Annotated in this window: 27 protein-coding genes, 1 tRNA gene and 1 riboswitch; of the genes, 20 read left to right on the top strand and 8 right to left on the bottom strand. The window is 69.3% G+C overall.

What is annotated here, in order from left to right:
• Window positions 1-107 precede the first annotated feature (107 nt).
• Window positions 108-455, top strand: a complete 348-nt coding sequence (locus AB0Q90_RS32105; RefSeq protein ID WP_363163704.1) for a hypothetical protein — start codon at window positions 108-110, stop codon at window positions 453-455.
• A 3-nt stretch (window positions 456-458) separates the two neighbouring features.
• On the opposite strand, the gene AB0Q90_RS32110 is transcribed toward AB0Q90_RS32105, so the two are convergent.
• Window positions 459-1,049 carry an isochorismatase family protein gene (locus tag AB0Q90_RS32110; protein WP_363163703.1) on the bottom strand — a complete coding sequence of 197 codons (591 nt, stop codon included), beginning with the start codon at window positions 1,047-1,049 and terminating at the stop codon, window positions 459-461.
• A gap of 73 nt (window positions 1,050-1,122) precedes the next feature.
• Window positions 1,123-2,469, bottom strand: a complete 1,347-nt coding sequence (locus tag AB0Q90_RS32115; RefSeq protein WP_363163702.1) for a nicotinate phosphoribosyltransferase — start codon at window positions 2,467-2,469, stop codon at window positions 1,123-1,125.
• Window positions 2,470-2,526: 57 nt separating this feature from the next.
• On the opposite strand from AB0Q90_RS32115, the gene clpS reads away from it, so the two are divergent.
• From clpS to AB0Q90_RS32150, 7 genes are all read left to right on the top strand, one after another.
• Window positions 2,527-2,844, top strand: a complete 318-nt coding sequence (gene clpS, locus AB0Q90_RS32120) for an ATP-dependent Clp protease adapter ClpS (RefSeq protein ID WP_095754611.1) — start codon at window positions 2,527-2,529, stop codon at window positions 2,842-2,844.
• Between the two features lie 12 nt (window positions 2,845-2,856).
• On the top strand, window positions 2,857-3,459 hold the full coding sequence (locus AB0Q90_RS32125) for a DUF2017 domain-containing protein (RefSeq protein WP_363163701.1): 603 nt from the start codon (window positions 2,857-2,859) through the stop codon (window positions 3,457-3,459).
• A gap of 341 nt (window positions 3,460-3,800) precedes the next feature.
• Window positions 3,801-5,231 (top strand): amino acid permease, encoded by a 1,431-nt coding sequence (locus AB0Q90_RS32130; RefSeq protein ID WP_363163700.1) that lies wholly within the window; start codon window positions 3,801-3,803, stop codon window positions 5,229-5,231.
• 87 nt (window positions 5,232-5,318) lie between these two features.
• Entirely contained in the window at window positions 5,319-5,741 is a 423-nt protein-coding gene (locus tag AB0Q90_RS32135; protein WP_363163699.1) for a M67 family metallopeptidase, read from the top strand.
• Between the two features lie 79 nt (window positions 5,742-5,820).
• On the top strand, window positions 5,821-5,916 hold the full coding sequence (locus AB0Q90_RS32140; protein ID WP_019759525.1) for a putative leader peptide: 96 nt from the start codon (window positions 5,821-5,823) through the stop codon (window positions 5,914-5,916).
• 116 nt (window positions 5,917-6,032) lie between these two features.
• Window positions 6,033-6,311 (top strand): MoaD/ThiS family protein, encoded by a 279-nt coding sequence (locus tag AB0Q90_RS32145; protein ID WP_363163698.1) that lies wholly within the window; start codon window positions 6,033-6,035, stop codon window positions 6,309-6,311.
• A 5-nt stretch (window positions 6,312-6,316) separates the two neighbouring features.
• Window positions 6,317-7,267, top strand: coding sequence for a cysteine synthase (locus tag AB0Q90_RS32150; RefSeq protein ID WP_363163697.1), 951 nt, complete (start codon window positions 6,317-6,319; stop codon window positions 7,265-7,267).
• Window positions 7,268-7,271: 4 nt separating this feature from the next.
• Here AB0Q90_RS32150 and AB0Q90_RS32155 read toward each other — a convergent pair whose 3' ends face one another.
• Window positions 7,272-7,706, bottom strand: a complete 435-nt coding sequence (locus AB0Q90_RS32155; RefSeq protein WP_363163696.1) for a type II toxin-antitoxin system PemK/MazF family toxin — start codon at window positions 7,704-7,706, stop codon at window positions 7,272-7,274.
• 250 nt (window positions 7,707-7,956) lie between these two features.
• Here AB0Q90_RS32155 and AB0Q90_RS32160 point away from each other — a divergent pair, with 250 nt between their 5' ends.
• Window positions 7,957-8,709: an MBL fold metallo-hydrolase gene (locus tag AB0Q90_RS32160; RefSeq protein WP_363163695.1), complete on the top strand. Its 753-nt coding sequence runs from the start codon at window positions 7,957-7,959 to the stop codon at window positions 8,707-8,709.
• Between the two features lie 72 nt (window positions 8,710-8,781).
• Here AB0Q90_RS32160 and AB0Q90_RS32165 read toward each other — a convergent pair whose 3' ends face one another.
• Window positions 8,782-10,029, bottom strand: a complete 1,248-nt coding sequence (locus AB0Q90_RS32165) for a PTS transporter subunit EIIC (RefSeq protein ID WP_363163694.1) — start codon at window positions 10,027-10,029, stop codon at window positions 8,782-8,784.
• Window positions 10,030-10,166: 137 nt separating this feature from the next.
• A complete protein-coding gene (locus AB0Q90_RS32170) occupies window positions 10,167-11,453 on the bottom strand; it encodes a PTS transporter subunit EIIC (RefSeq protein ID WP_363163693.1) in 1,287 nt (428 codons plus the stop codon).
• A gap of 127 nt (window positions 11,454-11,580) precedes the next feature.
• Between AB0Q90_RS32170 and AB0Q90_RS32175 the strand changes: the two genes are divergently transcribed.
• The 4 genes from AB0Q90_RS32175 to rdgB all read left to right on the top strand — a co-directional run bounded on the left by AB0Q90_RS32175 (window position 11,581) and on the right by rdgB (window position 13,768).
• Window positions 11,581-11,814, top strand: a complete 234-nt coding sequence (locus tag AB0Q90_RS32175) for a PTS glucose/sucrose transporter subunit IIB (protein ID WP_363163692.1) — start codon at window positions 11,581-11,583, stop codon at window positions 11,812-11,814.
• Window positions 11,815-11,900: 86 nt separating this feature from the next.
• A complete protein-coding gene (gene rph / locus AB0Q90_RS32180; RefSeq protein WP_363163767.1) occupies window positions 11,901-12,638 on the top strand; it encodes a ribonuclease PH in 738 nt (245 codons plus the stop codon).
• Between the two features lie 114 nt (window positions 12,639-12,752).
• On the top strand, window positions 12,753-13,154 hold the full coding sequence (locus tag AB0Q90_RS32185; RefSeq protein WP_363163691.1) for a hypothetical protein: 402 nt from the start codon (window positions 12,753-12,755) through the stop codon (window positions 13,152-13,154).
• Window positions 13,155-13,165: 11 nt separating this feature from the next.
• Window positions 13,166-13,768 carry an RdgB/HAM1 family non-canonical purine NTP pyrophosphatase gene (gene rdgB / locus AB0Q90_RS32190; RefSeq protein ID WP_363163690.1) on the top strand — a complete coding sequence of 201 codons (603 nt, stop codon included), beginning with the start codon at window positions 13,166-13,168 and terminating at the stop codon, window positions 13,766-13,768.
• A gap of 4 nt (window positions 13,769-13,772) precedes the next feature.
• Here the strand turns inward: rdgB and AB0Q90_RS32195 are convergent.
• Both AB0Q90_RS32195 and bcp read right to left on the bottom strand, forming a co-directional pair.
• Window positions 13,773-13,859: transfer RNA gene (locus AB0Q90_RS32195), tRNA-Leu, on the bottom strand.
• Window positions 13,860-13,898: 39 nt separating this feature from the next.
• Window positions 13,899-14,366: a thioredoxin-dependent thiol peroxidase gene (gene bcp / locus AB0Q90_RS32200; protein ID WP_363163689.1), complete on the bottom strand. Its 468-nt coding sequence runs from the start codon at window positions 14,364-14,366 to the stop codon at window positions 13,899-13,901.
• 94 nt (window positions 14,367-14,460) lie between these two features.
• Here bcp and AB0Q90_RS32205 point away from each other — a divergent pair, with 94 nt between their 5' ends.
• From AB0Q90_RS32205 to AB0Q90_RS32215, 3 genes are all read left to right on the top strand, one after another.
• Complete coding sequence (locus AB0Q90_RS32205) at window positions 14,461-14,790, top strand: DUF3618 domain-containing protein (protein WP_363163688.1); 330 nt, start codon at window positions 14,461-14,463, stop codon at window positions 14,788-14,790.
• A 43-nt stretch (window positions 14,791-14,833) separates the two neighbouring features.
• Window positions 14,834-15,190, top strand: a complete 357-nt coding sequence (locus tag AB0Q90_RS32210) for a co-chaperone GroES (RefSeq protein WP_363163687.1) — start codon at window positions 14,834-14,836, stop codon at window positions 15,188-15,190.
• A 49-nt stretch (window positions 15,191-15,239) separates the two neighbouring features.
• A riboswitch (guanidine-III (ykkC-III) riboswitch) is annotated at window positions 15,240-15,311 on the top strand.
• 36 nt (window positions 15,312-15,347) lie between these two features.
• Complete coding sequence (locus tag AB0Q90_RS32215; protein WP_363163686.1) at window positions 15,348-15,668, top strand: SMR family transporter; 321 nt, start codon at window positions 15,348-15,350, stop codon at window positions 15,666-15,668.
• A 3-nt stretch (window positions 15,669-15,671) separates the two neighbouring features.
• Here AB0Q90_RS32215 and AB0Q90_RS32220 read toward each other — a convergent pair whose 3' ends face one another.
• Window positions 15,672-18,059 (bottom strand): transglycosylase domain-containing protein, encoded by a 2,388-nt coding sequence (locus AB0Q90_RS32220; RefSeq protein WP_363163685.1) that lies wholly within the window; start codon window positions 18,057-18,059, stop codon window positions 15,672-15,674.
• A 204-nt stretch (window positions 18,060-18,263) separates the two neighbouring features.
• On the opposite strand from AB0Q90_RS32220, the gene AB0Q90_RS32225 reads away from it, so the two are divergent.
• From AB0Q90_RS32225 to AB0Q90_RS32240, 4 genes are read left to right on the top strand one after another with little or no spacing between them, the layout of a single operon-like run.
• Window positions 18,264-19,064 carry an ABC-2 family transporter protein gene (locus AB0Q90_RS32225; protein WP_363163766.1) on the top strand — a complete coding sequence of 267 codons (801 nt, stop codon included), beginning with the start codon at window positions 18,264-18,266 and terminating at the stop codon, window positions 19,062-19,064.
• Complete coding sequence (locus AB0Q90_RS32230) at window positions 19,057-19,878, top strand: ABC transporter permease (RefSeq protein WP_363163684.1); 822 nt, start codon at window positions 19,057-19,059, stop codon at window positions 19,876-19,878. Before AB0Q90_RS32225 ends, AB0Q90_RS32230 begins: the two co-directional genes overlap by 8 nt.
• Before the next feature lie 6 nt (window positions 19,879-19,884).
• A complete protein-coding gene (locus tag AB0Q90_RS32235) occupies window positions 19,885-20,841 on the top strand; it encodes an ATP-binding cassette domain-containing protein (protein WP_363163683.1) in 957 nt (318 codons plus the stop codon).
• Window positions 20,842-20,873: 32 nt separating this feature from the next.
• A complete protein-coding gene (locus AB0Q90_RS32240) occupies window positions 20,874-21,557 on the top strand; it encodes a DUF1707 domain-containing protein (protein ID WP_363163682.1) in 684 nt (227 codons plus the stop codon).
• Window positions 21,558-22,093 lie beyond the last annotated feature (536 nt).

The raw sequence follows: 22,093 nt of genomic DNA on the forward strand, positions 1-22,093 counted from the left end.
GGTCAGACGCGTATCGGCGGCAACCCTCTGGCGGGTTGCCGCCGATCGTGTTTAGGTGCGTCCTGTGGCTCTCTTATTGACACCGACGCACACGGGGGTATGACCGCATGGCCGCAGGGGGATTCTGCAAGCTGCCGACCGGCAGCGTGGTGGTGGCGCTGAACCTGCCCAGACCCACCACCGACGGCACGGGCTCGGTCCGTGTCCTCGTCCACGCCCGCAACCGGGCGCGAGCCCTGACCAGGCTCCGCAACCTGGGCATGCGGGCGGTCTATCTGCGCGGCAACGCCGCCCCGCCGACCCCGGACGAGATCACCGCGGTCCTGCACCACCCGGACGGCCTGATATGGCGAACGGCCCCTGACAACGGTGTCGTGGTCGGCGGCCCGGAGCTCCCCCAGGAGCTGTGGCACCCGATCAGGGCCCTGCTCAGGCGCCCCGCGGCCCAGGCCTGACGCCTACGCCACCACCGGCTTCCCGGTCAGCTCCACGCCCGCCGTGCGCATCTCCTCCAGTGCCCGCTCGGTGGTCTCCTCGGCCACCCCGGCGGTCAGGTCCAGCAGCACCTGCGTACGGAAACCCTCCCGGGCCGCGTCCACGGCGGTGGCGCGTACGCAGTGGTCCGTGGCGATGCCCACCACGTCCACCTCGGTGACCTCCCTGGCCCGCAGCCAGTCGGCCAGGGTGACCCCGTTCTCGTCGACGCCCTCGAACCCGCTGTACGCCGCCGCGTACGCCCCCTTGTCGAAGACGGCGTCGATCGCGCCGGAGGCGACCGTGGGGGCGAAGTTCGGATGGAAGCCGACGCCCTCCGTGCCGGCGACGCAGTGCGCCGGCCAGGAGTGGGCGTAGTCGGGGTTGTCGGCGAAGTGGCCGCCGGGGGCGATGTGGTGGTCGCGGGTGGCCACCACGTGCTGGTACCCGGTACCGGCGGCCTGCCCGACCAGCTCGGTGATGGCCGCGGCGACATCGGCGCCGCCGGCCACCGCGAGGCTGCCCCCCTCGCAGAAGTCGTTCTGCACGTCTACGACGATCAAGGCGCGGCGCATGATGTGTCCTTCGACTAAGAGTGAACTTACGAGCCTAGAGACTTCGAGGGCACTGCGGGAGGGCGCACCCGCTTTAGCTACCCGACCGCCCCGTGGCGTACTCCGTCGGAATGACGGGTTCCCCGCGCGAGAGCTGTGTCGCGGACAGCGGCAGACCGGCCCGGGCCGCGATGTGCCGGTCCCGTACGACGTCCAGCGGCTCACGGGCCACGACCTCGCCGCCCTTGACCAGCTCCACCAGCAGCTGCCGGTCGGCCAGCTCGGCCGGGACCGCGCCGGTGCCGATCACCTCGGCCTCCGCGACGCCGTACTCGTCGAGCCGCCGCGCGGCCCACTTGCGGCCGCCGATGGAGGTCTTGCCGCCCGTCGACTTCTTCGCCACCGGCACCAGCGGGGCCTTCGGGTCGGCGGACTCGGCACGGGCGACCAGTTTGTAGACCATCGAGCAGGTCGGGTGCCCGGAGCCGGTCACCAGCTGGGTGCCGACGCCGTACGCGTCCACGGGCGCCGCCGCCATGGAGGCGATGGCGTACTCGTCCAGGTCCGAGGTCACCACGATCTTCGTGCCGGTCGCGCCCAGCTCGTCCAGCTGTTGGCGCACCCGGTGCGCGACCAGCAGCAGGTCGCCGGAGTCGATGCGCACCGCGCCCAGCTCGGGCCCGGCGACCTCCACGGCCGTACGGACGGCCTCGGTGACGTCGTAGGTGTCGACCAGCAGGGTGGTGCCCCGGCCGAGCGAGTTCACCTGGGCCTGGAAGGCGTCCCGCTCGCGGTCGTGCAGCAGGGTGAAGGCGTGCGCGGAGGTGCCCACCGTCGGGATGCCGTAGCGGAAGCCGGCCGCCAGGTCGGAGGTGGTCGCGAAGCCGCCGACGTACGCGGCGCGCGAGGCGGCGACCGCGGCCAGCTCGTGGGTGCGGCGGGCGCCCATCTCGATCAGCGGGCGCTCGCCCGCCGCCGAGGACATCCGGGAGGCGGCCGCGGCGATCGCCGAGTCGTGGTTGAGGATCGACAGGATCACGGTCTCCAGCAGCACGCACTCGGCGAAGGAGCCCTCGACCCGCATGATCGGCGAACCGGGGAAGTACACCTCGCCCTCGGGGTAGCCCCAGATGTCGCCGCTGAAGCGGTAGGAGGCGAGCCAGTCCAGGGTCTCCGCGTCGACGATGCCGCGCTCACGCAGAAAGCCGAGGACGCCCGCGTCGAAGCGGAAGTTCTCCACGGCGTCCAGCACCCGCCCGGTGCCCGCGACCACGCCGTAGCGACGCCCGTTCGGCAGCCGCCGGGTAAAGACCTCGAACACGCTCCGCCGTTCGGCCGTGCCCGCCTTCAGGGCGGCCTGCAGCATCGTCAGCTCGTACTGGTCCGTGAAGAGCGCCGTAGAAGGAACGTCCACCGGCAGCCCAAGGTCCGCTGTGTTCATGACGAAGATGCTACCCCTCTTTGTGTCAGTGTGACGATTTATCTCGCGCGTGGCAGCATGGGCCATGTGACGTCACCCGCTCCCGTAGAGATCGAACGCACCGAGTCGGCGGAAGAGGTCTTCGCCGTCCCCGAGCCCGACGTCCCCTGGGTCACGATCGTCCACAACGACCCGGTCAACCTCATGAGCTATGTGACCTACGTCTTCCAGACGTACTTCGGCTACTCCAAGGACAAGGCCACCAAGCTCATGCTCGACGTCCACCACAAGGGCCGGGCGGTCGTCTCCAGCGGGACCCGCGAGGAGATGGAACGCGATGTGCAGGCCATGCACGGCTACGGTCTGTGGGCCACCCTCCAGCAGGACCGGAAGTAGCGACATTCCCTGATGCCAGGACAATTCGAACCGCTCCCCGGCGGCGGCGCGGCCGTCGCGCTCGACGACGTCGAGATCTCCATCATCCGGTCGCTGGCCGTGCAGCTCCTGGAGCTCATCGGCCCCGGCCCCGCCGAGGACGCCCCCGACGACCCGCTCGCCGAACTCTTCGCCGAGGGCCCCAGCGAGCCGCCCGCCGACCCGGTGCTCCGCCGCCTGTTCCCGGACGCCTACGGCGACCCGGAGGGCACCCCCGGACCCCAGGAGGCCGAGGAGCAGCGCGCCCACTCCGCGGAGTTCCGCCGTTATACGGAGAACGACCTGCGCGCCGGCAAGCGCGACAACGCCCTCGCGGTGATCCGCTCCCTGGACGCGCTCAGCTCCGCCGGCGACGGCGGCGCCGTGCTGAAGCTGTCGCCCGACGAGTCCCGCCAGTGGCTGGGCGCCCTCAACGACCTGCGCCTGGCGATCGGCTCCCGCCTGGACATCCTCGACGAGGACGACACCGATCTGCTCTACCGGCTCCCCGACGAGGACCCGCGCAAGCCGATGGTGATGGCCTATCTGTGGCTCGGCGGGCTCCAGGAGACCCTCGTGACGACCCTCATGCCCTGATGTGACCGATTTGGCGTTCGCTCAGCGGACGCTCAAATCCGAATAACGATCCCGTCACCGCGGTGGCGGTGTATGCCACCGACCGGGCGCTTTGTCCGCTTCTTCCTGTGCGGTGCGCCACATGTCACTCAGGCGATCACTGTTGCGGCCGTGATAAATCTTCACGACCGCCCGGCGAACACCACCCGTATGTTCCGCCGGGTGCGCCACCGAGCCGGCGACCGCCGGCCAGGCACGGGCGGGCCCGCTGAGGCCGCCCAGCTCCATCAATCCGGGGGGATCGAAACCCGATCTGAGGCCGACGAGAGGCCCGGTTCGGCATGGAGAAAGGCGCACCACACATGACCTCCGCTCAGGTCGACACAGAAAAGGCCCCGACAGAGTCGGGTGAGGGGTACGAGCGCGGGCTCGGCAGTCGTCAGGTCCAGATGATCGCCATCGGCGGCGCGATCGGCGTCGGCCTCTTCCTGGGGGCCGGGGCGAACATCGCCAAGGCGGGACCCAGCCTCATCTTCATGTACGCCATCGCCGGCGTCATCATCTTCTTCATCATGCGGGCGCTCGGTGAGCTGCTGCTCTACCGCCCCGTCTCGGGCTCCTTCGCGGAGTACTCCCGCGAGTTCCTCGGCCCGTTCTTCGGTTACTTCACCGGCTGGACGTACTGGCTGATGTGGGTCGTCACCGGCATGGCGGAACTCACCGCCGCCGCGATCTACGTCAACTACTGGTTCCCCGACATCCCGCAGTGGGTCACGGCCCTGGCCTTCCTGGTCCTGCTGTTCGCGGCCAACCTGATCTCGGTGAAGCTGTTCGGCGAGATCGAGTTCTGGTTCTCGATGGTCAAGGTGACCGCGCTGATCGGCATGATCGTGATCGGTCTCGGCGTCCTCACCTTCGGCTTCAGCTCCGCCGGTGACACCGCCGCGGTCTCCAACCTCTGGGCCTTCGACGGCTTCTTCCCCAAGGGCATCGGCTCGTCCCTGATGACCCTCCAGGGCGTCATGTTCGCCTACCTCGCCGTCGAGCTGGTCGGCGTCACCGCGGGCGAGTCCGAGAACCCGGAGAAGACCCTCCCCAAGGCGATCAACACCCTGCCCTGGCGCATCGCCCTGTTCTACGTCGGCGCCCTCACCGTCATCCTGTGCGTGGTGAAGTGGACCGAGTTCGCCGAGGGCGTCAGCCCCTTCGTGAAGGCCTTCGCGGTCATCGGCATCCCGGCCGGCGCCGGCCTCGTGAACTTCGTGGTGCTCACCGCCGCCCTGTCCTCCTGCAACTCCGGCATGTACTCCACGGGCCGCATGCTGCGCACCCTGGCCGACAACGGCGAGGCCCCGCGCGTCTTCAGCAAGCTGTCCTCGACGAAGACGCCCGCGCTCGGCATCAGCGTCTCGGCCGTCTTCATGGGCATCGGCGTGGTCCTGAACTACGTCGTCCCGGAGAAGGCCTTCGGCTACGTCGTCTCCGTCGCCACCGCGGCCGGCATCTGGACCTGGCTCATGATCCTCGTCAGCCACGTCCTGTACCGCCGCGCGGTCGACGCGGGCCGCCTGCCGGCCTCGTCGTTCCCGGCCCCGGGCGGCGCGAAGTGCTCCTACGTCGCCATCGCCTTCCTCCTCTTCGTCACGGGCCTCATCGCCTACGACGCCGACTCCCGCGTCTGCCTGTACGTGATGGCCGGCTGGGCCGCGGCGCTCGGCGTCGGCTGGGCCGTACTGAAGTCGCGGAACCCGCAGGTCACGCAGCGGCGCGAGGTGTTCGACCAGGTCGGCTGACCCCCATCCCAGCCGAGCTGTCCGGAATACGGGCGGCCCTGTACCACTCCTCGGTACAGGGCCGCCCTTCTGCTTATCCTGACGAGCATGCTGACCATCACCCAGGCCCTCGTCGACCAGATCGTCGCCCATGCGCGCAAGGACCACCCCGACGAGGCGTGCGGCGTCGTCGCGGGCCCGGCCGGCTCGGACCGCGCCGAGCGCTTCATCCCCATGCTGAACGCCGCGATGTCGCCCACGTTCTACGAGTTCGACTCCGGCGACCTGCTCAAGCTGTACCGCGAGATGGACGACCGCGACGAGGAGCCGGTGGTGATCTACCACTCCCACACGGCGACCGAGGCGTATCCGTCCCGGACGGACATCTCGTACGCGAACGAGCCCGGCGCGCACTACGTCCTCGTCTCCACCGCCGACACCGACGGGCTGGGCGAGTTCCAGTTCCGGTCCTTCCGGATCGTGGAGGGAGAGGTGACGGAAGAGGAGGTGGAGATCGTGGAGTCGTACTGATCTCGCATCGCGGATGAATTGCGTCCGGAAGGTGAGATCACACTCCAGGAGTCGGGTCGGGAATCGATACGATGACCCCATGGTTTCCCACGACGTGAGCGAAAAGACGCCGGGCATGCTGCTCGTGGCGCGGCTGCACGTCGACCTGTGCAGGCTCGCCAGCGCCATCTGTTGACGCTGCCCTGCCGCCGTACGGCCGTGGGCCGCGGCGCACTCTGACATGCACGACCTGCTGTACTGCGCTGCCGCGCGCCCACCGATCCGAACACCATCCGACAGGAGCCCTGAGCCATGGCCATCGAGGTCCGCATCCCGACCATCCTCCGCCCGTACACCGACGGCCAGAAGGCGGTGGAGGGCTCCGGGGACACCCTCGCCGACCTGTTCACCGACCTGGAGACCCGGCATGCGGGCATTCACGCCCGCATCGTGGACGGCGAGCAGCTGCGCCGCTTCGTCAACGTCTACCTGAACGACGAGGACGTCCGCTTCCTCGACGGCATCAACACCAAGCTCGCCGACGGCGACAACGTCACGATTCTGCCGGCCGTGGCCGGCGGCATGGTCTGATTCCTATGCGTTACGACTCCCCGCTGGCCGCGGTGGGCAACACCCCTCTGGTGCGCCTGCCGCGGCTGTCGCCCTCCGCCGACGTCCGGATCTGGGCCAAGCTGGAGGACCGCAACCCCACCGGCTCGGTCAAGGACCGCCCCGCCCTGCACATGATCGAGCAGGCGGAGAAGGACGGCCGGCTCACCCCGGGCTGCACCATCCTGGAGCCCACCTCCGGCAACACCGGTATCTCGCTGGCCATGGCGGCCAAGCTCAAGGGCTACCGCATCGTGTGCGTGATGCCGGAGAACACCTCGCAGGAGCGCCGGGACCTGCTCGGCATGTGGGGCGCGGAGATCATCTCCTCCCCGGCCGCGGGCGGCTCCAACACCGCCGTACGCGTCGCCAAGGAACTGGCCGCCGAGCACCCCGACTGGGTGATGCTCTACCAGTACGGCAACCCGGACAACGCCGGCGCCCACTACGCCACCACCGGCCCCGAGATCCTCGCCGACCTCCCCTCCATCACCCACTTCGTGGCGGGCCTCGGCACCACCGGCACCCTGATGGGCGTGGGCCGGTACCTCAGGGAGCACAAGCCGGACGTCAAGATCGTCGCCGCCGAACCGCGCTACGACGACCTGGTCTACGGCCTGCGCAACCTCGACGAGGGCTTCGTACCCGAGCTGTACGACGCCTCCGTCCTCACCACCCGCTTCTCGGTCGGCTCCGCGGACGCGGTCACCCGCACCCGCGAGCTCCTCCAGCAGGAGGGCATCTTCGCGGGCGTCTCCACCGGCGCCGCGCTGCACGCGGCCATCGGCGTCGGCAACAAGGCGGTCAAGGCGGGGGAGTCCGCCGACATCGTCTTCGTCGTGGCCGACGGCGGCTGGAAGTACCTCTCGACCGGCGTCTACACGGCGGCGACGACGGAGGAAGCGATCGAGACGCTCCAGGGCCAGCTCTGGGCGTAGTCCCTCACGACGCCAGGTGACGGACCTGGTCCCACAGGACCGGGTCCACCACACCCACCCGCCGCCGGAAGTCCCACACCGGCACCTCGCGCAGCTCGTCGGTCTCCAGATAGCTCGCCCGCCCCTGTGCATCGCCGACGGCACCGGGCGGCAGCGGAATCACCCCGGCCCGCTCGTCATGGAACCGGCTCGTGATCTTCGCGACGCGCACCCGCTTCCCGTGCACCGCGAGCACCAGACACGGCCGGTCCTTCGTCCCCGGCCCGTCCTCGAACGGCACGCTCGCCCACCAGATCTCCGTCGGCCGAGGCCGCGCGGCGACCCGTGTCCGGGTCCGCCGGAGCAGCGGAGTACGCCCCCGTCCCCACCCGTCGACGAGCGCGGCGACCAGCGCCAGCAACACCACCGCCGCTAGCGCCAGCCACCAGGACGTATCCATACGGACGACGTTACCGGCGCGCACCCAGAAGCGCGCGCCCTCTTGCGAGCCCCGCACGCCCCGCTTCCAGCCGAACCGGTGACAGCACAGGTGAGTTCGCCCACAACAGCCCTTGGCGGAGGAGCGACCGGGGGTTTTGCGCCTTACGCTCGACGGACCGCACGACCCCCGACGCCCCTCCCCCACGCTCGGCTTCGCTCGCGTGGGGGGACCCCCATCCGACATCCCCGCCAGCGGAGGTTTCTGCTTCATGAAGCTCACCGTCGTCGGCTGCTCGGGGTCGTTCCCGTCCGCGGAATCGGCCTGTTCGAGCTACCTCGTCGAGGCCGACGGCTTCCGGCTGCTCCTCGACATGGGCAACGGCGCCCTTGGCGAGCTGCAGCGCCACTGCGGTCTCTACGACCTCGACGCGATCTTCCTGAGCCATCTGCACGCCGACCACTGCATCGACATGTGCGCGTACTTCGTCGCGCGCTACTACCGGCACGACGGCGGCCGCTGCGCCCCGATCCCGGTCTACGGTCCGGAAGGCACCGAGCACCGCCTGACCACGGCCTACGCCGACACCCCCTCCGCCTCCTCCATGAGCGAGGTCTTCGACTTCCACACGGTCAAGCCGTCCACCTTCGAGATCGGCCCGTTCACCGTGCACACGGAGCGTGTGGCGCACCCGGTGGAGGCGTACGGCATCCGCGTCGAGCACGGCGGGAGGTCGCTGACGTACTCCGGCGACACGGGTGTCACCCCTGCCCTGGACGAACTCGCCCGCGACACCGACCTGTTCCTGTGCGAGGCGGCGTTCACGCACGGCAAGGAGAACATCCCCGACCTCCACCTCAACGGCCGCGAGGCCGGCGAGACGGCGACCCGCGCAGGCGCCCGCCGCCTGGTGCTCACCCACATCCCGCCGTGGACCGACCCCCGGACCAACCTGGCGGACGCCCGCGAGGCCTACGACGGGCCGGTGGAACTGGCGGCGCCGAGGGTGTCGTACGAGATCTGATCGACACGAGCGCGAAGGCCCCGGAACCAATCAGGTTCCGGGGCCTTTGTCATGCCGTCAGGCGGAGGGGGCTCACGCCTTCGTGAGGTCCTCGACCTCCTCCTCGGGCTCGCGGCCCGGGGTGGGGAGGTTGAACTTGGCGATCGCGAAGCGGAAGACGAAGTAGTAGACCGCCGCGAAGACCAGGCCGATCGGGATGATCAGCCAGGGCTTGGTGGACAGCGACCAGTTGAGCCCGTAGTCGATGGCGCCCGCGGAGAAGGTGAAGCCCACGTGGACGCCCAGCGCCCAGGTGATCGCCATGGACAGGGCGGTCAGTACCGCGTGGATCGCGTACAGCACCGGCGCGATGAACATGAACGAGAACTCGATCGGCTCGGTCACACCGGTCACGAAGGAGGTCAGCGCGAGCGAGATCATCATGCCCATCACGGCCTTGCGGCGCTCGGGACGGGCGGCGTGCGCGATGGCGATCGCGGCGGCCGGCAGACCGAACATCATGATCGGGAAGAAGCCCGACATGAACTGACCGGCGTCCGGGTCACCGGCGAAGAAGCGGTTCAGGTCGCCGTGCACGACCTCGCCGGCGGCGTTGGTGAAGTCGCCGATCTGGAACCAGGAGACGGTGTTCACGAACTGGTGCATGCCGATGGGGATCAGCGCGCGGTTGATCAGACCGAACAGACCGGCACCCGCGGCGCCCAGACCGGTGATCCACTCGCCGGCGTCGGAGATGACCTCACCGATCGGCTCCCAGACCAGGCCGAAGAAGACACCCATGGCGGTGCCGACGAAGGCCATGATGATCGGGACCAGTCGGCGGCCGTTGAAGAAGCCCAGCCAGTCCACCAGCTTCTTGCGGTGGTAGCGCTGCCACAGCACGGCGGAGAGCAGACCCATGAGGATGCCGCCGAGGACACCCGGGTTGTTGTAGGTCGCGGCTATGTCCGCGCCCGCCTGCACCTTTGCCTCGGTGACCGGGAACGCCTTCAGGACGTTGCTGTAGACCAGGAAGCCGACCAGCGCGGCCAGCGCGGTGGAGCCGTCGGCCTTCTTGGCGAAGCCGATCGCGACACCGATGCAGAACAGCATCGGCAGGTTGTCGAAGATCGCGCCACCGGCCGTGGCGAAGACCGCCGTGACCTTGTCGGGCAGGTTCAGCTTCTCCTGGACGTCGGCCTGGCCCAGACGAAGCAGGATGCCCGCCGCCGGCAGTACGGCGATGGGCAGCTGGAGGCTGCGGCCGACCTTCTGCAGGCCCTGGAACAGGCCTGATCCCCGCTTCTTTGCGGGGACCGCCGATGCGGTGGCGGTGCTCATAGACTTCCTCCATCGGGTGGTGGTCTACACCACTCAGTGGTGTAGACCTGTTGTAGCACGATGAAGGCCACGTAAGGAACCCGCGATTCCGTGACCGGAACCGCGGGTTCTGTAACCGCTCTTCGGAGCCTGCGAGGTCAGGCCTTGGTGACGTCCTCGTGTTCCTCCTCCGGCTCCCGGCCGGGTGTCTTGAGGTCGAACTTCGTGATCGCGAAACGGAAGATCACGTAGTACACGGCAGCGAACACCAGGCCGATCGGGATGATCAGCCAGGGTTTGGTCGCCAGGTTCCAGTTGATGATGTAGTCGATGAGGCCGGCGGAGAAGCTGAAGCCGTCGTGCACGCCCAGCCCCCATGTCACCGCCATCGACACACCCGTCAGCACCGCGTGGACGACATACAGCAGCGGCGCGATGAACAGGAACGAGTACTCGATCGGCTCGGTGATGCCCGTGACGAACGACGTCAGCGCGACCGACAGCATCAGGCCGCCGACCTCCTTGCGGCGGCTGGGCTTCGCGCAGTGGGTGATCGCCAGTGCCGCGGCCGGCAGCGCGAACATCATGATCGGGAAGAAGCCCGACAAGAACTGCCCCGCGTCCGGGTCGCCCGCCAGGAACATGTTGATGTCGCCGTGCACTTCGGTGCCGTCCGGCTTGGTGTACGTGCCGAACTGGAACCAGATGGGCACGTTCAGGAACTGGTGCAGACCGATCACCAGCAGCGCCCGGTTGGCGACGCCGAAGATGCCCGCGCCCCAGGAGCCCGCGTCGCTCAGCCAGTCGCTGAAGTTCTCCAGCGCGTCGCCGATCGGCGGCCAGACCCACAGGCAGAGCGCCGCGAAGAAGATGGCGACGAACGCCATGATGATCGGCACGAGCCGGCGGCCGTTGAAGAAGCCGAGCCAGTCCACCAGCTTGGTGCGGTGGTAGCGCGCCCAGAAGAAGGCCGCCATCAGGCCGATGACGATCCCGCCGAACACCCCGGGGTTCTGGTAGGTGAAGGCCGTCACCGCCCCGTCCGTCGCCTGGCAGCCGGTGGCGACCTTCTCCGCCCCGTCCGGGCAGCCCTCCGGGAACTGGCGCAGCACGTTGTAGTAGACGAGGAACCCGGCCACCGCCGCCAGTGCGGTCGAGCCGTCGGCCTTCTTCGCCATGCCGATCGCGACACCGACGCAGAACAGCAGCGGCAGGCCGAGCGAGCCGTCGAGCAGTGCGCCGCCCGCGCCCGCCATCACCTTGGAGACGTTGTCCCAGCCGAGCCCGTCGTCCCCGAACACATCCGGCTGACCGAGCCGGTTGAGGATGCCCGCGGCCGGCAGCACGGCGATCGGGAGCTGGAGACTGCGGCCCATCTTCTGGAGGCCCTGGAACGCCGACTGCCACCGCCGACGTGCTGGAGAGGTCTCGGTGGGAGCGTTCATCAGTTGGCGACCGCCTGTCAGGTGGTGTAGACCAGTTATCGACGATTGGGTTGCTGTGACGTCATCTTTCGGTACGTACGGCGCAATCGCTCGTAAAGTTGGGCCAACTGTGCGTGAGGAGACCGAAATGGCCAGCAAAGCTGAGAAGATCGTTGCCGGGCTCGGCGGCATCGACAACATCGAAGAGGTCGAGGGCTGCATCACCCGCCTGCGGACCGAGGTCGCCAACGCCTCCCTCGTCGACGAGGCGGCCCTGAAGGCCGCCGGCGCCCACGGCGTCGTGAAGATGGGCACGGCCATCCAGGTCGTCATCGGCACCGACGCCGACCCGATCGCGGCGGAGATCGAAGACATGATGTGAGCCCACGGGCGCACTCGAAGGGGTCCCTTCCCATCGGGGGAGGGACCCCTTCCATATGTCCGGCTAGGCTCAGCGGCATGTCCTCAATGCCTCGAATCGACGGCCGCACCCCCGAACAACTCCGCCCGGTCACCCTGGAACGCGGCTGGAGCAAGCACGCCGAGGGCTCCGTCCTCGTCTCCTTCGGCGACACGAAGGTCTTCTGCACCGCCTCCGTCACCGAGGGCGTTCCGCGCTGGCGCAAGGGCAGCGGCGAGGGCTGGGTCACCGCGGAGTACTCCATGCTGCCCCGCGCCACCAACACCCGCGGCGACCGCGAGTCCGTCAAGGGCAAGATCGGCGGCCGCACCCACGAGATCAGCCGTCTCATCGGCCGCTCGCTGCGCGCCGTCATCGACTACAAGGCGCTCGGCGAGAACACCATCGTCCTCGACTGCGACGTCCTCCAGGCCGACGGCGGCACGCGTACGGCCGCCATCACCGGCGCCTACGTCGCACTCGCCGACGCCATCTCCTGGGCCCAGGGCAAGAAGCTCATCAAGGCCGGCCGCCAGCCGCTGACCGGCACGGTGTCCGCGGTCTCCGTCGGCATCGTCGGCGGAGTCCCGCTCCTCGACCTCTGCTACGAGGAGGACGTCCGCGCCGAGACCGACATGAACGTCGTCTGCACCGGCGACGGCCGCTTCGTCGAGGTCCAGGGCACCGCCGAGGCCGAGCCGTTCGCCCGCGACGAGCTCAACGCCCTGCTCGACCTGGCCGTTTCCGGCTGCGGAGAATTGGCTGCCCTCCAGCGCGCGGCACTTGATACCGTCCTCCAAAAGTAAAGGACGCACCAAGAGGCGGCGGGCGGCGCGGGCAACCACGTCGACCGCCCCCGCGTCACTAGGGGTACGGGGGCCTGCCTCAAGGCGGGGCCTGAGCACGGGAGGGACACCAGCATGGGCGCGAGCCGACGCCGTCGGAGCCGTATCGCCATTGTCGCCGCGGTCGCGGCCGTAGGGCTGACCGCAGGACTGACCACCGGCTGCGACGCCGTCAGCAAGGCACTGGACTGCGTCCAGACCGCCGAGGCCGTGGCCGACAGCGTGACCGACCTCCAGCAGGCCGTGGAGGCCGCGGGCAACGACCCGACCCAGATCGACGAGTCCCTCGACTCCATCGACAAGAACCTCGACGAGATCGGCGACAAGACCGACAACGCCGACGTCAACAAGGCGGTCGACGACCTCGCCGCGGCCGTCGACAACGTCCGTACGGCCATCGAGAACGGCGACGAGACGCCCGACCTCTCCCCGGTCACGGACGCGGCCGGCGAGCTGACGAAGGTCTGCACTCCCTGATACTGGGGGGCATGACCCGCCTGATCCTCGCCACGCGCAACGCCGGAAAGATCACCGAACTGAAGGCCATCCTCGCCGACGCAGGTCTGTCTCACGACCTCGTCGGCGCGGACGCCTACCCCGACATCCCCGACGTCAAGGAAACAGGCGTCACCTTCGCCGAGAACGCTCTCCTGAAGGCGCACGCCCTGGCGCAGGCAACAGGCCTCCCGGCCGTCGCCGACGACTCGGGCCTGTGCGTGGACGTCCTGAACGGCGCCCCGGGCATCTTCTCGGCCCGCTGGGCGGGAAGCCACGGGGACGACAGGGCCAACCTGGAGCTGCTCCTCGCCCAGCTCGCCGACATCGACGACGCCCACCGGGGCGCGCACTTCGCGTGCGCGGCGGCCCTGGCGTTGCCGGACGGCACGGAGCGGGTCGTGGAGGGCCAACTGCGGGGCGTACTACGGCATGCGCCGACGGGCACCAACGGCTTCGGCTACGACCCGATCCTCCAGCCGGAGGGCGAGACGCGCACCTGCGCCGAGCTGACCCCCGGGGAGAAGAACGCGATCAGCCACCGGGGCAAGGCGTTCCGGGCGCTGGTGCCCGTCGTGCGGGAGCTGCTCGGCTGAGAGCTGGTGCGGCCGGAGGGACTCGAACCCTCACGGGAGTTACCCCACTGGGACCTAAACCCAGCGTGACTGCCAGTTCCACCACGGCCGCCTGACACTGCCCGGCCATGCTACTGGCCGGGCAGTGTGTTCAGATCCCCAGATCTTTGATGATCTTGGCCACGTGGCCCGTCGCGCGGACGTTGTACAGCGCCCGCTCGACCTTGCCCTCCTCGTCCACGACGATCGTGGAGCGGATGACGCCCATGTACGTCTTGCCGTAGTTCTTCTTCTCGCCGTAGGCGCCGTAGGCCTCGGTGACCGTCTTCTCGGGGTCCGCGAGGAGGGTGACCTTCAGGTTCTCCTTCTCGCGGAACTTCGCCAGCTTCTCCGGCTTGTCGGGGGAGATGCCGATGACGTCGTAGCCGGCGGTGGCCAGCACGTCCAGGTTGTCGGTGAAGTCGCACGCCTGCTTCGTGCAGCCCGGCGTCAGGGCCGCCGGGTAGAAGTAGACGATGACCTTGCGGCCCTTGTGGTCCGCAAGGGAGACCCCGTTGCCGTCGGCGTCGGGGAGGGTGAAGGCGGGGGCGGTGTCCCCGGGCTGGAGTCGCTCGCTCATCGGGCTAGCGTAACCGGGGGTCCTGACAGTGCGGCGGCGCGTGGAACTGACAGACTGTCCGCAACAGGCATCAGCTCAAATCGGAGGCCGTACGGTGGCGGAAACCTCGGACACCAGAACCCCGGCGCAGATCGAGGCGGACATCAGGCGCCGTCGCGAGGTGCTCGCCGAGACGCTCGACGAGATCGGGGTCCGTGTGCACCCGAAGACCATCGTCGGGGACGTCAAGGCCAAGGTCGTCTCCAACGTCGACCACACACTGGGACGGGCCTACGTTCAGGCCAACCGGGTCGTCAGTGACGTCAAGGCGCAGTTCGTCGACGAGGAGGGCGCGCCCCGGCTGGAGCGGGTGGTGCCCGTCGCGCTGCTCGTCGTCGGCGTGGTCGGGCTGCTCACCGTGGGCTCCCGGCGCCGTAGGCGCTGACCCGGCGGCGTACGGACGCGGCAAAGGCAGGTAGGTTCACAGCGTGAGCGCCAACAGAAACGAGCACAGCACCCACCACGACAAGCTGCCCATCCGGATGCTGCACGACCGAGTCCTCGTGCGGCAGGACACCAGTGAGGGCGAGCGGCGTTCCGGTGGCGGCATCCTGATTCCGGCCACCGCGGCGGTCGGCCGCCGGCTGGCCTGGGCCGAGGTCGTCGCGGTGGGGCAGAACGTACGCACCGTGGAGCCGGGCGACCGGGTCCTGTACGACCCGGAGGACCGGGCCGAGGTGGAGGTGCGGGGGACCGCCTACGTGCTCATGCGTGAGCGGGATCTGCACGCCGTGGCCGCCGACCGGTTCGAGGGGTCCGAGGACACGACGGGGCTGTACCTGTAGAAGCACGGTTCAAAGGGGCCGGTGACCATCGTCACCGGCCCCTTTTGTCGTTTTCTTGCTACCTTTGCAAGGAGCCCGACGAGACGCGCCGTACCGGGACCCAAGGAAAAGACGACGCGACGAAGTCTGTTCCGTCCGTCTCTCGGAGGTGCTCCCCATGGCCTGGGTTCTGCTCGTCGTCGCCGGTCTGCTGGAGGTCGGCTGGTCGATCGGGATGAAGTACACCGACGGCTTCACCCGCCTGGTCCCCAGCCTGTTCACCGGCGCCGGAATCGTCGCCAGCATGCTGCTGCTGTCCTACGCCGCCCGCTCCCTGCCCATCGGCACCGCCTACGGCGTGTGGGTCGGGATCGGCGCGGCCGGTGCGGCGGTGCTCGGCATGGTGGTACTCGGGGAGCCGGTCACCGCCGCCCGCATCTTCTTCGTATGTCTGCTGCTGGTCGCCGTGGTGGGACTCAAGGCGACCGGGGGTCACTGAGGGTCACTCCCTGCGGCTCGTGGACAGCGGGCCCGCCGTCACCCCGCCGGTGGTGCCTCCCGTCGAGCCGCCACCGGTGGTGTCGCCCGTAGTCCCGCCGTCCGTGGTCGTGCCGCCGTCCGTCGTGTCGCCGGTGGTGCCGCCCGTGGTGGTCGTGCCGCCGTCCGTGGTCGTGCCGCCGTCCGTCGTGTCACCCGTGGTGCCGCCGGTCGTCGTACCGCCCGTGGTGGTCGTGTCGCCGGTCGTGCCCTCGGTGGTCTGACCCCCGGTCTGGCCTTCGGTGTCCTCGCCGCCGGTCGTGCCGCCGTCGTCCTGGCCGCCCGTGGTCGGGTCGGCCGGCGGCTCGACGGTGGGCGGGGGCTGGACGATGTCGGCGCCCTCCTGGAGCTGAAGGTCGAACTCCGTCACCGGCTTGCCCTTGAGGGCCTCCTCGGTGAACTGCGCCCAGATCTCGGCCGGCGCCCCGCCGCCGTTGATGCGCGGCAGGCCCATCACGTTGTACAGCGACTCGTGCTTGGCGGTGACCGGGTCCTGGCCCATCACGGCGACGACGGTGGCGAGTTCGGGGGTGTAGCCCGCGAACCAGGCGGCCTGGTCCTCCTCGGCGGTGCCCGTCTTGCCGGCCGCCGGGCGGCCCGCGGCCTGGGCGGCGGTGGCGGTGCCGTTCTCGACGACGCTCTGCAGTACGGAGGTCGTGGTGTCGGCGGCCTCGCGGCTGATGACCTGGGAGGTCTTGCGTGCGGGCATCTCCACGACGTCGGCGCCGTCCTTGGTGATCCTCTCGACCATCGTGTACGTGCCGTGCTTGCCGTGGCTGGCGAGGGTGGCGTAGGCCTCCGCCATGTCGAGGACGCTGGCGGTGGCGGTGCCGAGCGCGATCGACGGGTACGGCTCCAGGTCCGGGGTGTCGGTCGGCAGGCCGAGGTCGATGGCCGTCTGCTCGACCTTCTCGGGGCCGACGTCCACCGCCATCTGCGCGTACACCGAGTTCACCGACTTGTCGGTGGCCTCGCGGACGGTGATGTCGCCGTAGGAGTACTGGTCCTCGTTCTCGGGGGCGTAGGTGCCTCCCGTCCAGCCCTGGACGGGACGCATGTTGGTGCCGTCGTAGTACGTGTTGGGGGTGATCAGCTGGCCGTCCTGGGTGGTGGAGCTGTTCTCGACGGCCGAGGTGAACACGAACGGCTTGAAGGTGGAGCCGACCTGGAAGTCGCGGCGCGCGGCGTTGGGCGTGTACTGCTTGACGTAGTCGATGCCGTTGTACATCGCGACGACCTTGCCGGTCTTCGGGTCGACGGCGGCGCCGCCCGCGCGGACGTAGGAGTCGACCTTGCGCGCCTTCGGGTCGAGCTTGTCCATCAGCTTGTCGTTGACGGCGTCGACGAAGGCGTCCTGCTTGCTCTTCTGCAGGGTGGTGGTGATGCGGTAACCGCCCGCGTCGAGCTCCTCCTTGTCGACGATCTTGTTGTCGACGAGGTAGTCCTTCACGATCTGGACGATGTAACCCCGCTGCCCGGACATGCCGGTGGAGACCGTCGCCTCCTTCGGCATCGGGAACTTCAGGCCCGCCCGCTCCGACTGGCTGATCCAGTCCTCCTTGACCATGCCGTCCAGGACGTAGTTCCAACGGGCCTGTGCGGCGGCCTTGTTCTCCGGGTGGGCGACGACGTCGTACTCGCTCGGCGCGTTCAGCAGCGCGGCCAGGTAGGCGCCCTGGGCGGCGGTGAGTTCGGCGGCGTCGATGCCGTAGTAGGCCTGCGCGGCGGCCTGGATGCCATAGGCGTTGCGGCCGAAGTAGCTGGTGTTGAGGTAGCCCTCCAGGATCTGGTCCTTGGTCTCGTTGCGGTCCAGCTTGATCGAGATGAAGAACTCCTTCACCTTGCGGGTGAGGGTCTGTTCCTGGGCCAGGTAGTAGTTCTTGACGTACTGCTGGGTGATCGTGGAGCCGGACTGCTTGCCCTTGCCGGTGGCCGTGTTCCAGGCGGCGCGCAGCATCGCCTTGGGGTCGATGGCGGACTCGCTGTAGAAGTCGCGGTCCTCGGCGGCGAGTACGGCGTACCGGGCGTCCTTGGAGATCTGCGAGAGCGTGACGTTCTCCCGGTTGACCTCGCCGTCCCGGGCGAGCTGGGAGCCGTCGGCGTAGAGGTAGACGTTGCTCTGCTTGGTGGCGAGCGCGTTGGCCGGCGGGATCTTGACCAGGGAGTAGCCGAGGAAGAACAGGCCGACCAGCAGCAGCACACCGATCACGAACGTGCCGAGCACCATGCGCCAGGTGGGGATCAGCCGGCGCCAGCCGGTGCGCTTGGGCCGCTTCGGCTTCTTCCCTCCGTCGTCCTCGGTTCTGGGTGCCCAGCCCTCGGTCGGCTGCTGCGGCTGCGGCTCGTCACTCATGTCGTGCACGGACTCCTGTTTCGCGTCGTACGTTCCCGTACGACCTCGTACGCGTTCTGCGCCCCCTGTTGAAGACTCTCGCACCAAGCGTTCCGTTCCCGGATCACGGCACGCTTCGGCGGCGGAAAATGCGTGGCGTCTGTCAACACCTGCGCGCTAGGCTCCTGCGCTTTGGCGCGCGGCGGGCCGAGGAGGGCTGTGGGTGTGGGTTCCGGGCGGTTGTACGCGGCCGTCGCGGCGGGGGGATTCAGACGGTACGTGACCTATCGGGCGGCCACGGCGGCCGGGGTGTTCACCAACACGGTCTTCGGGGTCATCCTCGTCTACACCTACCAGGCGCTGTGGGACGAGAGACCACACCTGGGAGGGTACGACCAGACGCAGGCCGTCACCTATGCGTGGCTGGGGCAGGCCCTGTACTCGACGCTGGCGATCCAGGGCGGCGGCGCCGAGAAGGACCTGATGACCCGGATCCGCACGGGGGAGATCGCGGTCGATCTGTACCGGCCCGCCGATCTCCAACTGTGGTGGCTGGCGAGCGACTTGGGCCGTTCGATGTTCCAGCTTCTGGGCCGAGGGGTGATCCCCTTCGCCTTCGGCGCGCTGTTCTTCTCGATGGCGCTGCCCCGGGACGTCATCTCCTGGGCGGCCTTCCTGCTCGCGGTGGTGCTGGCGATGATCGTCAGCTTCGGCATCCGGTACCTGGCCGCGCTGTCGATGTTCTGGCTGATGGACGACCGGGGCGTCGCCCAGACCCTGATGATCACGGGTGTCTTCTGCTCCGGCATGGTCCTGCCGCTGAACGCCTTCCCGGACCCGCTCGGGGACATCGTCCAGGCGCTGCCCTGGGCGGCGCAGCTCCAGATGCCGGCGGACGTGCTGATGGGGGAGACCGCGCCGCTGCACGCGTACGCCTTCCAGGCGGGGTGGGCGGTGGCGCTGCTGGCGGCCGGGCGGCTGCTGCAGTCCGCGGCGACCCGGCGGGTGGTGGTGCAGGGTGGCTGAGACGACCCGCCTGGGCGAGGGCCTGCGCGCCTACCGGCTGATCGCCGGGATGTGGATCCGGTCGATGACGGCCTACCGCACGTCGTTCGCGCTCACCGTGGTCGGCAATCTGCTGATTACCGGGCTGGACTTCGTCGCGATCCTGCTGATGTTCTCGCAGGTCGACTCGCTGGGCGGCTGGACGCTGCCCGAGGTCGCCCTGCTGTACGGGCTGTCCGCGACGGCGTTCGGCCTGGCCGATCTGCTGCTCGGTTCGATGGACGTCCTCGGCGGCCGGATCCGGGACGGTTCGTTCGACGTCCTGCTGGTGCGGCCGGCGCCGGTGCTCGCCCAGGTGGGCGCGGACCACTTCGCGCTGCGCCGCCTGGGCCGGATCACGCAGGGCGGGCTGGTGCTGGGGTACGCGCTGCTGGCCGTGGACGTCGACTGGACCGCGCCGAAGGTGCTGCTGGTGCCGGTGATGGTGGCCTGCGGTGCGGTGATCTTCGGATCGGTGTTCGTGGCGGGCGCGGCCTTCCAGTTCGTGGCGCAGGACGCGGCCGAGGTGCAGAACGCCTTCACCTACGGCGGCAACACGCTGTTGCAGTATCCGCCGACCGTGTTCGGAACGGATCTGGTGCGCGGGGTGACGTACGTACTGCCGCTCGCCTTCGTCAACTGGGTGCCCGCCGCCTATGTGTTGGGGCGCCCGTATCCGCTCGGCCTGCCCGACTGGGCCGCCTTCGCACCGCCGTTGGTGGCGGCCGGGTTCTGTGCGCTGGCGGGTCTTGCGTGGCGGGCGGGGCTGCGGGCCTATCGGAGTACGGGGAGCTGAGGGTGCATGTTCATTGAGGTGGACGGCGTCGAGAAGGTCTTCGACGTGCGCAGGAAGACCGGGTTCCTGAAGCGGGAGCGGCGGCAGGTGCGGGCGGTCGACTCGATCTCCTTCACCGTGGCGCGCGGCGAGATGGTCGGCTACATCGGGCCGAACGGCGCCGGAAAGTCGACGACGATCAAGATGCTGACGGGCATCCTGACGCCGAGCGGCGGCCGGCTGCGGGTCGCCGGCATCGACCCTTCGCGCGAGCGGACAAAACTTGCGCACCGAATCGGGGTGGTGTTCGGGCAGCGCACCACGCTGTGGTGGGACCTTCCCCTGATCGACTCCTACCGGCTGATGCACCGCATGTACCGCATCCCCGACGCCCGTTACCGGGAGAACCTCGACCGCTGCGTCGAACTCCTTGAGCTGGCCGACCTGTTGGACGTCCCCGTCCGTCAGCTCTCCCTCGGCCAGCGGATGCGCGGGGACATCGCGGCGGCCCTGCTGCACGATCCGGAGGTGCTGTACCTGGACGAGCCGACGATCGGACTGGACGTCATCTCCAAGGCGAAAGTCCGCGGCTTCCTGCGGGAGTTGAACACCGAGCGCGGCACGACGGTGCTGCTGACCACGCACGACCTCCAGGACATCGAGCAGTTGTGCTCACGGGTGATGGTCATCGACCACGGGCGACTGGTGTACGACGGTTCGCTCGCCGGTCTGCACGAGCGCGGCGGCAGCGAGCGGGTGCTGGTGGTGGACCTGGAACGTGAGCTGCCGCCGATCGAGGCCGCGCCCGCGCGGGTGGTGAAGGTGGAGGGGCCCCGGCAGTGGCTGGCGTTCCCGTCGGGGGAGTCGGCGGCGGGGCTGGTGGCCCGGATCGCGGCGGAGTATCCGCTGGTGGACCTGTCGGTGCGGGAGCCGGACATCGAGGCCGTGATCGCGCGCATGTACGCGGAGAAGGCCACCGCATAGTGCCCGGCGGCCGGAAAACGTAGGCTGAATCCATGACCGACGAACTCCCGGAGCTCCGGGCTTCCGACGCCGATCGTGAGCGAGTCGCCGAGATCCTGCGGGACGCCCTCGCGGAGGGGCGGCTCGACATGGAGGAGTTCGAGGAACGGCTGGACGCGACGTACAAGGCGCGGACCTACGGCGAGCTGACGCCGATCACCCGGGACCTGCCGACCGCTCCCACGGTGAGCATGGTCAAGGAGCCCGAGGCGAGAGGGAGTTGGGCCGGACGGATCACCGGCGGCGAGGGTTCCTCGACATGGGCCGTGGCCGTCATGTCGGGCTTCCAGCGCAAGGGTCGGTGGACGGCGCCCAAGCGCTTCACCTGCTTCGCCTTCTGGGGCGGCGGTGAGATCGACCTGCGCGAGGCGAACTTCGCCGACCGCGAGATCGTGATCAACAGCATCGCGATCATGGGCGGCGTGAACGTGATCGTGCCCCCCGGCGTCGAGGTCGTCGTCCGCGGCATCGGCATCATGGGCGGCTTCGACCACCGCGAGGAGGGCATCCCGGGCGACCCGGGAGCACCCCGCGTGATCATCACCGGCTTCGCCTTCTGGGGCGGCGTCGGAGTCGAACGCAAACTGACCCGCGACGAACGCCAACGCCTCAAGGAGGAACGCCGCCGAGAGAAGCTGGAACGGAGGGCGGAACGGAAGGAGCTGGGGGAGCCCTGAGCTTCTTGGCCTCACCGGCGGTCGAGGACGAGGCCGTAGCCATCCCGAGCCCTCACCCACCCGCAGGGGCGCAGCCCCGGGGCGGTCACATCTGGACACCGGTCCGCGCCCTCCAGCCCGTCCGGCGTTCGAGGCCGAGCCCGCAACCGTCCCGAGCCCCCACCCACCCGCAGGGGCGCAGCCCCGGGGCGGTCGCATCTGGGCGCCGGTCGCTACATCCAGCCCGTCCGGCGTTCGAGGCCGAGCCCGCAACCGTCCCGAGCCCCCGCCCACCCGCAGGGGCGCAGCCCCGGGGCGGTCGCATCTGGGCGCCGGTCGCTACATCCAGCCTGTCCGGCGTTCGAGGCCGAGCCGCAACCGTCCCGAGCCCCCACCCACCCGCAGGGGCGCAGCCCCGGGGCGGTCGCATCTGGGCGCCGGTCGCTACATCCAGCCTGTCCGGCGTTTGAGGACGAGGCCGTTCAGGCCGATGGGGTCCAGGGGCGGAGCCCCTGGGCGGGGGCGAAGGGGCGGCAGCCCCTGGAGGATGGGACGGG

Origin of the sequence: Streptomyces sp. NPDC079141 (genome assembly GCF_040686775.1) — a bacterium.
GTDB lineage: Bacteria > Actinomycetota > Actinomycetes > Streptomycetales > Streptomycetaceae > Streptomyces.

What these genes read in the sequence shown, in the direction of transcription:
- AB0Q90_RS32105 (WP_363163704.1), top strand. Translation starts at nt 108, where the DNA reads ATGGCCGCAGGGGGATTCTGCAAGCTGCCGACCGGCAGCGTGGTGGTG.
- AB0Q90_RS32110 (WP_363163703.1), bottom strand. Translation starts at nt 1,049, where the DNA reads ATGCGCCGCGCCTTGATCGTCGTAGACGTGCAGAACGACTTCTGCGAG.
- AB0Q90_RS32115 (WP_363163702.1), bottom strand. Translation starts at nt 2,469, where the DNA reads ATGAACACAGCGGACCTTGGGCTGCCGGTGGACGTTCCTTCTACGGCG.
- clpS (WP_095754611.1), top strand. Translation starts at nt 2,527, where the DNA reads ATGGGCCATGTGACGTCACCCGCTCCCGTAGAGATCGAACGCACCGAG.
- AB0Q90_RS32125 (WP_363163701.1), top strand. Translation starts at nt 2,857, where the DNA reads ATGCCAGGACAATTCGAACCGCTCCCCGGCGGCGGCGCGGCCGTCGCG.
- AB0Q90_RS32130 (WP_363163700.1), top strand. Translation starts at nt 3,801, where the DNA reads ATGACCTCCGCTCAGGTCGACACAGAAAAGGCCCCGACAGAGTCGGGT.
- AB0Q90_RS32135 (WP_363163699.1), top strand. Translation starts at nt 5,319, where the DNA reads ATGCTGACCATCACCCAGGCCCTCGTCGACCAGATCGTCGCCCATGCG.
- AB0Q90_RS32140 (WP_019759525.1), top strand. Translation starts at nt 5,821, where the DNA reads ATGGTTTCCCACGACGTGAGCGAAAAGACGCCGGGCATGCTGCTCGTG.
- AB0Q90_RS32145 (WP_363163698.1), top strand. Translation starts at nt 6,033, where the DNA reads ATGGCCATCGAGGTCCGCATCCCGACCATCCTCCGCCCGTACACCGAC.
- AB0Q90_RS32150 (WP_363163697.1), top strand. Translation starts at nt 6,317, where the DNA reads ATGCGTTACGACTCCCCGCTGGCCGCGGTGGGCAACACCCCTCTGGTG.
- AB0Q90_RS32155 (WP_363163696.1), bottom strand. Translation starts at nt 7,706, where the DNA reads ATGGATACGTCCTGGTGGCTGGCGCTAGCGGCGGTGGTGTTGCTGGCG.
- AB0Q90_RS32160 (WP_363163695.1), top strand. Translation starts at nt 7,957, where the DNA reads ATGAAGCTCACCGTCGTCGGCTGCTCGGGGTCGTTCCCGTCCGCGGAA.
- AB0Q90_RS32165 (WP_363163694.1), bottom strand. Translation starts at nt 10,029, where the DNA reads ATGAGCACCGCCACCGCATCGGCGGTCCCCGCAAAGAAGCGGGGATCA.
- AB0Q90_RS32170 (WP_363163693.1), bottom strand. Translation starts at nt 11,453, where the DNA reads ATGAACGCTCCCACCGAGACCTCTCCAGCACGTCGGCGGTGGCAGTCG.
- AB0Q90_RS32175 (WP_363163692.1), top strand. Translation starts at nt 11,581, where the DNA reads ATGGCCAGCAAAGCTGAGAAGATCGTTGCCGGGCTCGGCGGCATCGAC.
- rph (WP_363163767.1), top strand. Translation starts at nt 11,901, where the DNA reads ATGCCTCGAATCGACGGCCGCACCCCCGAACAACTCCGCCCGGTCACC.
- AB0Q90_RS32185 (WP_363163691.1), top strand. Translation starts at nt 12,753, where the DNA reads ATGGGCGCGAGCCGACGCCGTCGGAGCCGTATCGCCATTGTCGCCGCG.
- rdgB (WP_363163690.1), top strand. Translation starts at nt 13,166, where the DNA reads ATGACCCGCCTGATCCTCGCCACGCGCAACGCCGGAAAGATCACCGAA.
- bcp (WP_363163689.1), bottom strand. Translation starts at nt 14,366, where the DNA reads ATGAGCGAGCGACTCCAGCCCGGGGACACCGCCCCCGCCTTCACCCTC.
- AB0Q90_RS32215 (WP_363163686.1), top strand. Translation starts at nt 15,348, where the DNA reads ATGGCCTGGGTTCTGCTCGTCGTCGCCGGTCTGCTGGAGGTCGGCTGG.
- AB0Q90_RS32220 (WP_363163685.1), bottom strand. Translation starts at nt 18,059, where the DNA reads ATGAGTGACGAGCCGCAGCCGCAGCAGCCGACCGAGGGCTGGGCACCC.
- AB0Q90_RS32235 (WP_363163683.1), top strand. Translation starts at nt 19,885, where the DNA reads ATGTTCATTGAGGTGGACGGCGTCGAGAAGGTCTTCGACGTGCGCAGG.
- AB0Q90_RS32240 (WP_363163682.1), top strand. Translation starts at nt 20,874, where the DNA reads ATGACCGACGAACTCCCGGAGCTCCGGGCTTCCGACGCCGATCGTGAG.